The sequence below is a fragment of the Micromonospora sp. NPDC049903 genome, assembly GCF_044460945.1.
Taxonomy (GTDB): Bacteria; Actinomycetota; Actinomycetes; order Mycobacteriales; family Micromonosporaceae; genus Micromonospora.
Map to the genome: position 1 here is coordinate 179,328 of NZ_JBITKL010000002.1, position 13,322 is coordinate 192,649.

Here is a 13,322-nt window from a genome sequence, read left to right on the forward strand (position 1 = left end):
CGGCACTCCGCTCATGGCAGCACTCCCACCAGGGCGGCCACCGGTGCTTCGGCGACGCCCAGCACCAGGGTCGGGGCCAGCCCGACGGCGAGGGTCAGCAGGACCAGCGGCACCCAGGCCGCCAGTTCGGGCCCGGCGATCCCCAGGCCGAGGGCGCGCACCGTCGGTGTCGGTCGGCCGTGGGTGACCCGGCGCAACAGCCGCAGCAGGTACGCGGCGGTCAACGCCCCGCCGAGCGCCGCCAGCACGGCCAGCGTGATCCAGAGTGCGCCGCCCACCTGGATCGCGGCGACCACGGCGAACGCCTCGCCCCAGAAGCCGGCCAGGCCGGGCAGCCCGAGCGAGGCGACCGCCGCGAAGGCGAGCAGCCCGGACAGCCGGGGGGCGGTCTCCCGCAGCCCGGACAGTTCGCTCAGCGCCCCGGTGTGGGTCCGGTCCTTGATGGCACCGGCCAGGAAGAAGAGCAGGCCGGTGATGATGCCGTGCGCCACGTTGCCGATCAGCGCCGCCTGGATGCCGGTGGCGGTGAGGGTGGCGATCCCCAGCAGCACGAAGCCCATGTGCCCCACGCTGGAGTACGCGATCAGTCGTTTCAGCTCGGTCTGTGCCAGGCAGACCAGCGAGCCGACCAGGATGGCGGCGACGGCGAGCACGCCGAGCACCGGTGCCGCCCAGCGGGCACCCTCCGGGGCCACCCCGACGGCGACCCGGATCAGGCCGTACGTGCCCATCTTGAGCAGCACACCGGCGAGCAGCACGCTGCCGACCGTCGGCGCCTGGGTGTGCGCGTCGGGCAGCCAGGAGTGCAGCGGCCAGAGCGGGCTCTTCACCGCGAAGGCCACCGCGAGCAGGGTGAACGCGGTGAGCTGGGTGGTCCTGGACAGTTCCGTGCCGCCGGTCAGCGTCACGATGTCGGCGGTGCCGGCGGCGGCCACCACGACGTACACGCCGACCAGCAGCAGCACCGAGCCGAACAGGGTGTAGAGGGCGAACTTCCGGGCCGCCCGCCGCCGCGCGTCGACCGCCGCCAGGTCGGTGCTGTCGCCGCCCCAGCCGACGATGATCGCGTACATCGGCAGCAGGACGACCTCGAAGAAGAGGAAGAAGAGGACCAGGTCGAGGGCGAGGAAGGTGCCGAGGATGCCGACCTCGACCACCAGCAGCAGCGCCACCAGCGCCTTCCCACTGCCGCCGGTCGGCACCCGCCAGAGGCTGTAGCCGCAGCAGAGCAGCGTGAGCAGGGCGGTGAGCACCACCAGCGGCCAGGAGATGCCGTCCACGCCGAGGTGGAAACGCAGGTCCAGGCCGGGTACCCAGGGCACGTCGACGGTGTGCCAGGGCAGCACCGCACCGGCGTTGCCGTCCGGCAGGTACGCCGACCAGCCGGCGTCCCGGCCGGCGAGCAGCGCGACGGCCGCGGCCAGGGTCAGCGCGGCGACGACGGTGCCGAGAACGCGCGCGCCCCGGTCGTGCGGCGTGGCCGCCACCGCCAGGGCACCGAGGGCCGGCAGCGCGAGCACCGCCACCAGCAGGACTTCCCCGGACGTCATGCCGCTCCTCCGATCAGGACGGCGGCCAGGCCGAGCAGCAGCGCACCGGCGAGCACCGCGACGACCGCCCGGGGCAGGGCCGACCGGTGCAGGGTGCCCAGCCCACCGCCGAGCGCCCGGGCCGCCCGACCGGTGCCGGTGACCGCGCCGTCCACCACCCGCTCGTCGGCGGTACGGGCCAGCCGACCCAACGCGGTCGTCGGGCGTACCACCAGGGCGTGCTGGACGTCGTCGAGCCGGAACGCGCGGGCGAGGACCGGCCGCAGCGGACCCAGCGTGGTGGCCGGGTCGACCGCCGGGTCACGCCGCCGGGCCAGGGCGACCCCGACCAGCAGCAGCGCCAGTGGCAGCAGCATCAGCGGCCCGACGTGCACCAGTTCCGGTACGCCCAGCGCGCCGGGAGCGCTGGACAGCAGCCGGTCGGTGAACCAGGACGAGAACCCGGCCAGGCCCAGCAGGACCGCCGGCACCGCGAGCAGCAGCAGCGGCCAGCACAGGGCGGCGGGCGGGTCGTGCGGATGGAGCTGCGGGGTGCGCAGCGTGCCGAAGAAGGTCCGCAGCAGCAGCCGGGTGGCGTACCAGGCGGTGATCGCCACCCCGACCAGCCCGGAGACCAGCACCAGCCACCCCACCCAGGTCGGAGCCGGCCCGCTCTCGGAGGTGGCGTCGGCGGCGGCGGCCAGCACGCCCTCCTTGCTCCAGAACCCGGAGAGCGGCGGTACGCCGGCCAGCGCGCCCAGCCCGATCAGCATGCACCAGAAGGTGACCGGCATGGTGTGCCGCAGCCCGCCCATCCGGGACATCAGCGCGGTGCCGAGAGCGTGGATCACCGCACCGGCGGCGAGGAAGAGCAGCGCCTTGAAGGCGGCATGGGTGAGCAGGTGGAACAGGGCGGCGGATGGCGAACCGACGGCGAGCGCACCGGTCATGTAGCCGAGCTGGGAGACCGTGGACCAGGCCAGCACCCGCTTGATGTCGTCCTGCGCGGTGGCGGCCAGCGCGCCGAGCAGCAGCGTCACCGACGCCATCACGCCGAGCACGGCCAACGCGACCGGCGTGGCCTCGAACAGCGGCCACAGTCGGGTGACCGCGTACACGCCGGCGGCGACCATGGTGGCGGCGTGGATCAACGCGGAGATCGGAGTCGGGCCCGCCATCGCGTCGGGCAGCCAGGTGTGCAACGGGAACTGGGCGCTCTTGCCGGCCACCCCGGCGAGCAGCAGCAGGCAGGCGGCGGTGAGCGTGGCGGTGCTGTGCGAGTGGACGAGCACGTCGTGGATCCGGAAGCTGCCCGCCGAGACGCCGAGCAGCGCGATGCCGAGCAGGAAGCCCACGTCGCCGACCCGGGTCACCAGGAACGCCTTCGTCGCGGCGGCCGGGGCCTCCGGCAGCCGCCGGTCGTGCGCGATGAGCAGGTACGAGCAGAGGCCCATCACCTCCCAGCCGACCAGCAGCAGGATCAGGTCCCCGGAGACCACCACCAGCAGCATCGCGGCGGTGAAGAGGCTGATCTGGGCCGCGTACGGCGGATAGCGGTGGTCGACGTCCCCGTCCTCGCGCGGGCCACCGGTCAGGTAACCGGTCGAGTAGACCTGCACGGCCAGGGCCACGGCGGTGACCGCGACGGCGACCAGCGCGGCGGCGCCGTCGAGGCGTACCCCGAGGGTGACGGCGAGACCGCCGAGGTCGATCCAGGTGGTCGACGCCTCCACCGGGTCGTCCAGCGTGACCAGCAGAGCCACCGCCAGGGCGAGAGCACCGGCGGCACCGGTCACGCCGAGCGCGACGGCCGCCCGGCGGGCCGGGTCCGCACCGAGGGCGGAGCCGCGCGGCGAGGGCGGCAGCAGCAGACCGGTCAGGCCGGCGACCAGCGGGACGACCGGCAGCAGCACACCCAACAGCGTCGCGGTGCTCACCGCTCCCCCTCCGCGACCACGGCCGGACCGGCCGTCACCGGCGTCGGCTCGTCAGGGGGGCGCTCGGCCAGCGGGATCTCGTCCACCGCCACGCTGGCCCGCATCCGATAGAGCTGGAGCACGATCGCCAGGCCCACGCCGATCTCGGCGGCGGCCAGCACGATCACGAAGAGGGCGAAGACCTGCCCGCCGTGCGGCAGCAGCGCCTTCGCCGTGGTGTCGGCGGTGATCAGGATCAGGTTCACCGCGTTGAGCATCAGCTCCACGGCCATCAGCACCAGCACCGCGTTACGCCGCCGCAGAACGCCGTACACGCCGAGGCCGAACAGCAGGGCGGCGGTGACGTACGGGATGACCGGTCTCACCGCGACCGCCCCTGGGCCGTGCCGCCCTGCGACGCCCCGCCGTCGGGCGTCTCGGCCGGGTCGCGTCGCACCCGGCCGATCTCCGGGCGGGACAGCACGATCGCGCCGACCAGCGCGGACAGCAGCAGCACGGAGAGCACCTCGAACGGCAGCACCCAGCTCCCGAAGACCTGCTCACCGATGCGCTCGGCGTTGCCCGGCTCGGGCAGTTCCACCGCGGTCCAGCGGTACGCGTCGACGAGCAGGGCCGACAGCCCCAGCCCGACTCCGCCGCCGATCAACGCGGCGGGCCAGCCGGGACGGTCCAGGTCGTCGGAGGCGCCGATCGGCGCCCGGGTCAGCATCACCGCGAACAGCAGCAGCACCACCACCGCGCCGACATAGATCAGCACCTGCACCCAGGCCACCATCTCGGCGGAGAGCACCAGGTACATCCCGGCCAGCGCGCCGAGGCAGACCACCAGATAGAGCCCGGCCCGGACCAGGTGACTGGTCGCCACCACCAGCACCCCCGACCCGACCGCCACCGCACCGAGGGCGAGCAGCAGGGCGTCCACCCCGGTCACGCGGGAGTGCCTTCCCCGGCATCGGTCTCGGGCGTACCCGCACCTGCGGCACCGGGCTCGGCGGCGGGTGGGCGGGCGGCGGGGCGGCGCTCGGGGCGTACCGCCGGGGCGGTCGGCCGGGCGGCGGACGCGGCGGGGACCGCGGCCTTGCGCGCGGCGGCGGTCTCCTCCTTGGCCGGCTCACCCTGCGGGTCGTGCGCGGGTGGTGGTGGCACGGTCGCCATCCACTCGCCCAGGTGTTCCTTGTCGTGCAGCAGGTCCTTGATGTCGTACTCGGAGTACTCGAACTCGGGCGACCAGTAGAGCGCGTCGAAGGGGCAGACCTCGATGCAGATGCCGCAGTACATGCAGAGCGAGAAGTCGATGTCGAACCGGTCGAGGACGTTGCGTTGGCGGGGCCGGGCCGTGCCGGGCACCGCCACCTCCTCCTTGTGCGAGTCGATGTAGATGCACCAGTCCGGACACTCGCGGGCGCAGAGCATGCAGACCGTGCAGTTCTCCTCCATCAGCGCGATCACCCCGCGCGAGCGGGGCGGCAGATCGGGCGCGACGTCCGGGTACTGCTGGGTGGTGGAGCGCTTCGTCATCGTCTTGAGCGTGACCGCCAGCCCCTTCACCAGGCCGCTGCCGGGTACGCCGGCCGACTCGCTTCGCTCGCTCATGCGCAACATCCTGCCCTGTGGCCACGGCGCGCGCGACCACCACCCGAAGGATCTCCACCGTCCGGCCCGGACCGTGGCGTCCGGCGGCTCCCCGCGCCGGCCCGCGCATGATCGGCCATGATGGGAGCCAGGACGACGTGGCGACACCTTGGGGGCGGCATGGGCGCGGGCGGTACGAGCAGCGGCGGGAAGTACGTCGAGCAGGGCGAGTTCAACCGGGACCAGAACTACATCACCACCCGGATCACGGTCGACGGCCGGGACGGCTACCCGGTCGAGCCGGGCCGCTACCGGCTCGCGGTCAGCCGGGCCTGCCCCTGGGCGAACCGGCTGATCATCGTCCGGCGGCTGCTCGGGCTGGAGGACGCGATCTCGATGGCCGTCGCCGGGCCGACCCACGACGCACGGAGCTGGACCTTCGACCTCGACCCCGAGGGGCGCGACCCGGTGCTCGGCATCGAGCGACTCCAGCAGGCGTACTTCGCCCGCTACCCGGACTACCCGCGCGGCATCACCGTGCCGGCGATCGTCGACGTCCCGACCGGTCAGGTGGTGACCAATGACTACAGCCGGATGAGCCTGGACCTCTCCATCGAGTGGACCGCACACCACCGTCCGGGCGCGCCGCAGCTCTATCCCGAGCACCTGCGCGACGAGATCGACGAGGTCAACGCGCTGGTCTTCAGCGACGTCAACAACGGGGTGTACCGGTGCGGCTTCGCCGGCAGCCAGGAGGGATACGAGAAGGCGTACCACCGGTTGTTCGACCGGCTCGACTGGCTCAGCGAGCGCCTGACCGGGCAGCGGTATCTGGTCGGGGACACCATCACCGAGGCCGACGTGCGGCTGTTCACCACGCTGGTCCGCTTCGACCCGGTCTACCACGGGCACTTCAAGTGCAACCGGCAGAAGCTGAGCGAGATGCCGGTGCTGTGGGCGTACGCGCGGGACCTGTTCACCACGCCCGGCTTCGGCGACACCATCGACTTCGACCACATCAAGCGGCACTACTACGAGGTGCACCGGGACATCAACCCGACAGGGGTGGTGCCGGTCGGCCCCGACCTGTCGAACTGGCTCACGCCGCACGACCGGGAGTCGCTGGGCGGTCGCCCGTTCGGCGACGGCACTCCCCCGCCGCCTCCGGCGCCCGCCGAGCGGGTCGACCCCGCTCACACCCCGCTGCGCTGACCGCCCGCCCGCACGGCGGCGGCGTGCCGTCGGGCAGCGACGGTGCGGAGGTGCGGCGGACCGTGCGGCGGCGTGCCGTCGGGCGGCGACGGTGAGAGGTGTTAGGAAGGGACCCCTGCTATACCGGAGACGGTAGTAGGGGTCCCTTCCTTACAGCGCCACCCGTACGGCGGCGGTCAGCACGAGCTGGGCCAGTGCGGTCGGCACCAGCACCAGCCAGCAGAGCCGCTGCAACTGGTCCTCGCGCAGCCGGGGGTAGGAGACCCGCAGCCAGATGATCACGAAGCTGACGGCGGCCACCTTGAGCAGGGTCCAGAGCCAGCCGAGCTGGTCGTCGGCGAACGGCCCCTGCCAACCGCCGAGGAACAGCACGGTGGTCAGCGCGGCGATCACCACGATCCCGACGTACTCGGCCAGCAGCAGAAACGCGAACCGCAGGCCGGTGTACTCGGTCATGTACCCGAACACCAGCTCGGAGTCGGCCACCGGCATGTCGAACGGCGGCCGGCGGATCTCGGCCAGGCCGGCCACGAAGAACACCACCATCGCCGGGGCCTGCCAGATCAGCCACCAGGGCTGCCACGCCTCGACGATGCCGGAGAGACTCAACGTGCCGGCGGCCATCGCCACCGATGCGGCGGCCAGCACCAGCGGCAGTTCGTAGCCGAGCAACTGGGCCGCGCCGCGCAGCCCGCCGAGCAGGCTGAACTTGTTGGCCGAGGCCCAGGCGGACATCAGCACGGCCAGCACACCGACGCCGACCACCGCCAGCACGAAGAACAGACCCACGTCGAGCGGCTGACCGACCAGGTCGTTCGGGCCGAGCGGGATCACCAGCAGGGCGAGCAGGTACGGCACCAGCGCCACCGCCGGAGCGAGCCGGAACACCGGCCGGTCCGCCGCACGCGGGGTGACGTCCTCCTTCTGCACGAACTTCACGCCGTCGGCGACGAGCTGCGCCCAGCCGTGGAACGCGCCCGCGTACATCGGGCCGAGCCGGCCCTGCATGTGCGCCATCACCTTGTGCTCGGCCTGACCCACCAGCAGCGGCAGGACGAGGAAGGCGGCCACCACCCCACCGATGCGGATCACCAGTTCCAGCCAGAGCGGCATCAGGGCGTACCCTCCTCGCCGGCCCGGGGCTCCGCCGGGTCCGCGGCGGGGCCGGCTCCAGGCGCCGCCGGGCCCGGGGCAGGACCGGCTCCGGGGCCTGCGGCGGGGCCGGCCGAGCGGGGGGTACGCGGTGGACGCGTACCCGGTGCCGGTCGAGCCGGACGCTCCCGGGCGGGCCGCGCCGGGGTCCCGCCGCGCGGCCCCTCCCCGGCACCCCCGGCTCCGGCCGGGGTCGGCACCACGCCCCACTCGCCCGGTGCGGGTACGCCCGGTGGCCGGATCGGCCGCCGACCGCCACCGGCCTCGGACTCGCCCGGTTCCTTCGCCCCCGGCCAGGGCTTGGCTACCCGCGAGGCGAGGACGAACTCCTTGCGCAGCGGGTGGCCCTCGAACTCCGGCGGCAGCAGCAACGGCCGCAGGTCGGCGTGTCCGGCGAAGTCGATGCCGAACATCTCGTGGGTCTCCCGCTCGTGCCAGGCGGCACCCGGGTAGACCGACACCACCGAGTCGACCGTGGGCGTGGCCCGGGGCACCCGGGTACGCAGCAGCACCCCGTGCCGGTGCGTGGTCGACCACAGGTGGGCCACCACGTCGAAGCCGTCGGCCAGTTCGTCGACCGCGGAGAGCCAGTCGAAGTAGTCGCAGGCCATCTCCGGGTCGTCGCGGGCGGCGAGCAACGCCGCCCGCCACTGCTGCGGGGGTACGTCGACGGTGGCCCGGGAGTGCGCCTGACCCCCGGAGACCGTCGCGGTGGCCTCGACGGGGGCGAGCAGCGTGACGAGCCGCCGGCCGACCTCTTCCGGTGTCATGCCGCTGATCCTAGGGCGTGTCCGGCCGCCCGTGCCCGGCTGCGAGCCCGGTCCTGCGGTCGGCGACCCGGCCCACCGCCCGGCTGGTGGTGCGCGACCGGGTGGAGATCCCGGCTTTGCCGGCGGGGGCCCGTCGACGCCCGACAGGATGGGCCCGTGCGCGCTGTGACCGTGACCCCGGGAGTGCCCGGCTCGCTGCGACTGCTCGACGACTACCCGGAACCGGCCACCGAGGAGGGGGCGGTCCTGGTCGAGGCCGTCGCGGTCGGCGTCTGCGGCACCGACATCGAGATCATCGAAGGGCAGTACGGCGAGGCGCCGCCCGGTGCCGAGCACCTGGTGCTCGGGCACGAGTCGCTGGGTCGGGTGCTGGAGGACCCGACCGGCACCCTGCAGACCGGCGACCTGGTCGCCGGGATCGTCCGGCACCCGGACCCGCTGCCCTGCCCGAACTGCGCGGTGGACGAGTGGGACATGTGCCGCAACGGCATGTTCACCGAGCACGGCATCAAGGGGCTGCCCGGGTTCGCCCGCGAACGCTGGCGGCTGCAACCCCGGTTCGCCGTCGGTCTCGACCCGGACCTGGGCGAGGTGGGCGTCCTGCTCGAACCGACGAGCGTGGTGGTCAAGGCGTGGGACCACATCGACCGGATCGGCCGGCGGGCGGAGTGGCAGCCGCGTACCGCCCTGATCACCGGGGCCGGGCCGATCGGCCTGCTGGCCGCCCTGTTGGCCAGCCAGCGTGGGTTGTCCGTGCACGTGCTGGACCTGGCCACCGACGGGCCGAAGCCGGCGTTGGCCGGTGCACTCGGTGCCACGTACCACTCCGGGCCGGTCGAGGAACTCGACTTCGAGCCGGACGTGATCGTCGAGTGCACCGGCGCGCCGGTGGTCGTCCTGGAGGCCATGTGCAAGGTCGCGCCGACCGGGATCGTCTGCCTCGCCGGGGTCTCCAGCGGTGGCCGGATCATCGATTTCGACGCGGGTGCGCTCAACCGCACCCTGGTGCTGGAGAACAACGTCGTCTTCGGGTCGGTGAACGCCAACCGGCGGCACTGGGACGCCGCCGCCGAGGCGCTGGCCCGCGCCGACCGGGACTGGCTCGGCGCGCTGATCACCCGCCGGGTGCCGCTGTCGGAGTACGCCTCGGCCTACTCCCCCGGCCCTGAGGACATCAAGGTCGTCATCGACTTCACCGCCTGACCCTGATCGCGGTTCCTACACGCCCGGCAGTTCGCCGTTGCGGAACAGGTCCACGAAGAGCTGATGGTCCTGCCGGGCCCGTACGCCGTACGCGTGGGCGAAGTCGACCAGGTGCGCGACGAAGCCGGCGGGGTCCGCGTCGACGGCCGCGACGATCGCCTCCTCGGTGGAGTAGTCGACCAGGTCGTGACTGGACTCGTCGTCGGCGACCGAGTGCATCCGGGCGACCGCCCGACCCAGGTCGGCCAGCACCCCGGCCAGTTCCTCGGGTTCGTTGACGTCCGCCCAGTCGAGATCGGCGGCGTACGGGGAGACCTCGGCGACGAGTTGGCCCACGCCGTCCAGCTCGGTGAAGCCCACCCACGGGTCGGCGTGTGCCTGGAGGGCGCGCTGCGACTCGGCCGTCCGGTGGCCCTGGTGGCGGAAGTAGCCCCGGACGCGCTCGTCGTCGATGTGGCGGGCGACCGCCGGGACCTGGGCCTGCTTCATGTAGATCAGGACGTCGTTCTCCAGCGCCTGGGTGTGTCCCTCCAGCAGGAGGTTGTACGACGGCAGCCCGGCCGACCCGATCCCCACGCCCTTGCGCAGCACCACGTCCTTGATCTGCGCCGCCACCGGACGGGTCCGGGTGCTGGCGGGCAGCGTGTCCAGGTAGTCCTGGAAGGCGGCGCAGACCCGGTCCCGGACGTCGCCGTCGACCTCGTACACGCCGTCGCGCAGCGAGAACCGCCGCTCGTACTTGTCGACGGTGGTCTGCTCGCGCAGCAGGTCGACCCGGGTGTTGAGGCGGGCCTGCTGGAGCACCCGGCGCAGTACGCCGTCGGCGTTGTCCAGCGTGATCGACCCGATCGCGTCGTCGCCACCGGCGGCGATGGCCCGCAACTCGGTCAGGTAGTGCTCGGCGAAGGTGGTGACCATGTCGCTGATCACCCGGTCGGAGAGCGCCTTGGTGTAGCCGATCAGGGCCACGCTGGCGACGAAGCGCCGCAGGTCCCAGGTGAAGGGCCCGACGTACGCCTCGTCGAAGTCGTTGACGTTGAAGACGAGCTGGCCGGAGCCGTTCATGTAGGTGCCGAAGTTCTCCGCGTGCAGGTCGCCGTGGATCCACACCCGGCTGGTCTGCTCGTCGAGGAAACGCTCGTCGGCGAAGTCGCCGCGCTGGTCGGCGTAGAAGAGGCTGGCACTGCCCCGGTAGAACGCGAACGGCGACGCGGCCATCTTGCGGAACTTGCGCCGGAAGGCGGCCGGGTCGAGCGCCATCAGGGTGCCGAACTCCTCGGTCAGCACCTTGACGATGAAGGCGGAGCGCGGCTCCGCTGAGTCGGTCATGACCGGCACGCTAGCGCCCGGACGCCACCGCGGCGGCGACCGCGCCGAGCGGGGTGCCGCGTCGACCCCGATCGGTCGTCGACGCGAAGTTTCAGGAGGTCGGAGGCCGTACCGGCGGGGCGGTGAGGGAAGCCGCGTCGCGCGGTGGCGCGCCCTCGGCGGGCCGCGCGTCGGCCGATGGCGCGTCGTCGGCGGGCGGCGCGTCGGCCGATGGCGCGTCGTCGGCGCGCGGCGCGTCGGTCGGCGGGGCGAGCAGGTCGGGACGGGGTACGCCGCCGATGCCGGACTGCTCGGCGGCGATCTTCTCCTGTAGGCGGAGGATGCCGTGCAGCAGCGCCTCCGGCCGGGGCGGGCAGCCCGGCACGTAGACGTCGACCGGGATGAGCTGGTCGACACCCTTGGTCACCGAGTACGAGTCCCAGTACGGACCGCCGCAGTTGGAACAGGCACCGAACGAGATGACGTACTTGGGCTCGGGCATCTGGTCGTAGAGCCGCTTGATCGCCGGGGCCATCTTGTCGGTGACCGTGCCGGAGACCACCATCAGGTCGGCCTGGCGGGGCCCGTGCGCGAACGGGATCACGCCGAGGCGCATGAAGTCGTGCCGGGACATGCTGGTGGCGATGAACTCGATGGCGCAGCAGGCCAGCCCGAAGTTGAAGACCCAGAGCGAGTAGCGCCGACCCCAGTTCAGCACGAACCGGATCGGCTCGCCGAGCACCGCTGGTAGCTGCACCTCGGCCTCCCTCGTCTGTCCCCGATGTGACAGTCAATCACAGCACCGAAGCCGCCGACCTCCGCAACCCTCGCCCGTGCCGCAGCGTGTGATCGGACATCGAGCGCCGACACTGGTCCGGACGGGGAGGAAGCATGATGGTGAGCAGGAAGCCTCGGCTCGGGGAGCCGCCTCCGGACGAGGCGGAGGAGCCGCCGCCACCGGCCGAGGGGATCGGTTTCGACGAGCTCTACCACAATCACTTCCGGTCCCTGACCCTCCAGCTCGCCGCGTACTGCGGTGACCTTCCGCAGGCGCAGGACCTGGTCCAGGAGGCGTTCTGTCGGGCGTACGCCCGCTGGTCGCGGGTGTCCCGGTACGACGATCCGGTGGGTTGGGTACGCCGGGTCGCCTGGAACCTCGCCACCAGCCGCTGGCGGCGGGTACGGACCGCGCAGTCCTGGTTGCGCCGGCAACGGCCGGAACACGTGGCGGGACCGGGGCCGGACCGGGTGGCGCTGATCGCCGCCCTGGCCCAACTGCCTGCCGCCCAACGCCGCGCGATGGTGCAGCACTATCTGGCGGATCTCAGCCTCGCGCAGATCGCGGAGCAGGAGGGGGTGCCCGTGGGCACCGTCAAGTCCTGGCTGCACCGGGGACGGGCGGCACTGGCCGCGCAACTCAACGACAACAGGGCGGTGAGCTCATGACCGAGTCCGAGGAGATCCTGGTCAGCAACGAGTTCGACGCGTTCCGTTCGGAATACGGCCCGGTGGTGCGGCCGGCGGGGACGGACGCGGTTCGGCGCACGGTGCGTCGGCGGCGGCGGGTGGCGGTGGCCGTCGCGGCGGCGGCGGTGCTCTCCGTCGTGCTGCCGGTCGGCGCGTACGCGGGATTGAACCGCACCGGCCCGGCTCCGACGCCGGGGCAGACCGGCCAGCCGTCCGCCCCGCCGACCCCGTCGGGGTCGCCGACGCCGTCGGCGACCCCGAGTTCGGCACCGACCACCACCGGTTCCCGCACCGACTTGCCGGACGGCCGGATCAGCCGGGCCCAGCTCCTCGCGGCCCGTGTCGACCTGCCCGACTGGTCGTCGTCCGTGCCGCCGACCTGCACCACGGACGGCGTCCGGCTACGCGAGCCGGACCAGGAGAGCCGGCCGGAACTCGGGGACGGCATCCACCACGGCGACGTCGACGGTGACGGCAGCACCGACACCGTCGCCCTGGTCGCCTGCCGGCTCGGGGAGGCGCTGGACAAGCAGGTGGTCGCGTTCTCCCGGGACGACGCCGGCCGGATCGTCACCCTGGGCCAGGTGGTGGGCACCCGGGAGGGGCTGGACGACATCACGGCTGTCGCGCTCACCGCCGACGGCAGGGTCCGGGTGGAGGTGGCCGACATCCAGCCCTGCTGCGGGGTGCCCGACTGGTGGCCGCAGAAGCAGTGGCGGACGTACACCTGGAGTGGTGGAGGCTTCGACCAGACGGCGGGGCCGACGAGGTTCGAGGTCGACCCCCGGCTGACCGATCTCGCCATGAGCGCGGACGACCTGGTGCTCGGCTCGATCGACGCCGACGGCGACCGGTACGTCTCGGTCACCGTCAAGGTGACCAACAAGGGGCCGGTGGACGTGCCCCGACTCGGTTTCCACAACCTCTCCACCATCGGCGAGCCGGCCGGCGGTGACCTGTCGGAGTGCCGGACGGTGCAGGCGTACGAGTCCTGCTCGCTGGACGGGCTCGCCGCAGGCGAGCAGCGGAGCTTCACCTTCCGGTTCCGGCTCGACTCGACGTGGGGGGAGGTGACGCCGAGCCTGCTGGTCGAGCACCTCGACGAGCAGGACCGGAACTGGCCGGACCGGGAGCGGTCGGACAACTCCGTCATATTGCGGGCGAGCCGCTGA

The 13,322-nt window shown here is 72.8% G+C and carries 13 protein-coding genes; 4 read left to right on the forward strand and 9 right to left on the reverse strand.

Annotated elements, in window-relative coordinates; translation table 11 throughout:
- Positions 1-11 precede the first annotated feature (11 nt).
- The 5 genes from ACIBO1_RS05620 to ACIBO1_RS05640 are packed head-to-tail and all read right to left on the reverse strand — an operon-like array spanning position 12 to position 5,059.
- Positions 12-1,550 (reverse strand): NuoM family protein, encoded by a 1,539-nt coding sequence (locus ACIBO1_RS05620; RefSeq protein ID WP_396741744.1) that lies wholly within the window; start codon positions 1,548-1,550, stop codon positions 12-14.
- The gene (locus ACIBO1_RS05625) at positions 1,547-3,466 is read right to left on the reverse strand and encodes an NADH-quinone oxidoreductase subunit L (RefSeq protein WP_396741746.1); all 1,920 of its coding nucleotides are present in this window, start codon (positions 3,464-3,466) and stop codon (positions 1,547-1,549) included. The genes ACIBO1_RS05620 and ACIBO1_RS05625 overlap by 4 nt, the downstream gene beginning before the upstream one ends.
- On the reverse strand, positions 3,463-3,831 hold the full coding sequence (gene nuoK, locus ACIBO1_RS05630; protein ID WP_396741748.1) for an NADH-quinone oxidoreductase subunit NuoK: 369 nt from the start codon (positions 3,829-3,831) through the stop codon (positions 3,463-3,465). The genes ACIBO1_RS05625 and nuoK overlap by 4 nt, the downstream gene beginning before the upstream one ends.
- Positions 3,828-4,397 (reverse strand): NADH-quinone oxidoreductase subunit J, encoded by a 570-nt coding sequence (locus ACIBO1_RS05635; protein ID WP_396741750.1) that lies wholly within the window; start codon positions 4,395-4,397, stop codon positions 3,828-3,830. The genes nuoK and ACIBO1_RS05635 overlap by 4 nt, the downstream gene beginning before the upstream one ends.
- Positions 4,394-5,059, reverse strand: coding sequence for a NuoI/complex I 23 kDa subunit family protein (locus ACIBO1_RS05640; RefSeq protein ID WP_396741752.1), 666 nt, complete (start codon positions 5,057-5,059; stop codon positions 4,394-4,396). Before ACIBO1_RS05640 ends, ACIBO1_RS05635 begins: the two co-directional genes overlap by 4 nt.
- A 159-nt stretch (positions 5,060-5,218) precedes the next feature.
- Here ACIBO1_RS05640 and ACIBO1_RS05645 point away from each other — a divergent pair, with 159 nt between their 5' ends.
- Positions 5,219-6,250, forward strand: coding sequence for a glutathione S-transferase family protein (locus ACIBO1_RS05645; protein ID WP_396741754.1), 1,032 nt, complete (start codon positions 5,219-5,221; stop codon positions 6,248-6,250).
- 150 nt (positions 6,251-6,400) lie between these two features.
- Here the strand turns inward: ACIBO1_RS05645 and ACIBO1_RS05650 are convergent, their stop codons facing one another.
- Positions 6,401-7,363, reverse strand: coding sequence for a complex I subunit 1 family protein (locus ACIBO1_RS05650; RefSeq protein ID WP_131057418.1), 963 nt, complete (start codon positions 7,361-7,363; stop codon positions 6,401-6,403).
- Positions 7,363-8,172 carry an NADH-quinone oxidoreductase subunit C gene (locus ACIBO1_RS05655; RefSeq protein WP_396741757.1) on the reverse strand — a complete coding sequence of 270 codons (810 nt, stop codon included), beginning with the start codon at positions 8,170-8,172 and terminating at the stop codon, positions 7,363-7,365. The genes ACIBO1_RS05650 and ACIBO1_RS05655 overlap by 1 nt, the downstream gene beginning before the upstream one ends.
- A gap of 156 nt (positions 8,173-8,328) precedes the next feature.
- On the opposite strand from ACIBO1_RS05655, the gene ACIBO1_RS05660 reads away from it, so the two are divergent.
- On the forward strand, positions 8,329-9,375 hold the full coding sequence (locus ACIBO1_RS05660; protein WP_396741759.1) for a glucose 1-dehydrogenase: 1,047 nt from the start codon (positions 8,329-8,331) through the stop codon (positions 9,373-9,375).
- Between the two features lie 15 nt (positions 9,376-9,390).
- Here the strand turns inward: ACIBO1_RS05660 and ACIBO1_RS05665 are convergent, their stop codons facing one another.
- Positions 9,391-10,704 (reverse strand): DUF2252 domain-containing protein, encoded by a 1,314-nt coding sequence (locus ACIBO1_RS05665; RefSeq protein ID WP_396741761.1) that lies wholly within the window; start codon positions 10,702-10,704, stop codon positions 9,391-9,393.
- A 91-nt stretch (positions 10,705-10,795) separates the two neighbouring features.
- Positions 10,796-11,440, reverse strand: a complete 645-nt coding sequence (locus ACIBO1_RS05670) for an NADH-quinone oxidoreductase subunit B (RefSeq protein ID WP_396741763.1) — start codon at positions 11,438-11,440, stop codon at positions 10,796-10,798.
- Between the two features lie 134 nt (positions 11,441-11,574).
- On the opposite strand from ACIBO1_RS05670, the gene ACIBO1_RS05675 reads away from it, so the two are divergent.
- Both ACIBO1_RS05675 and ACIBO1_RS05680 read left to right on the forward strand, forming a co-directional pair.
- Positions 11,575-12,129 carry a SigE family RNA polymerase sigma factor gene (locus ACIBO1_RS05675; protein WP_396741765.1) on the forward strand — a complete coding sequence of 185 codons (555 nt, stop codon included), beginning with the start codon at positions 11,575-11,577 and terminating at the stop codon, positions 12,127-12,129.
- On the forward strand, positions 12,126-13,322 hold the full coding sequence (locus tag ACIBO1_RS05680; protein ID WP_396741767.1) for a hypothetical protein: 1,197 nt from the start codon (positions 12,126-12,128) through the stop codon (positions 13,320-13,322). Before ACIBO1_RS05675 ends, ACIBO1_RS05680 begins: the two co-directional genes overlap by 4 nt.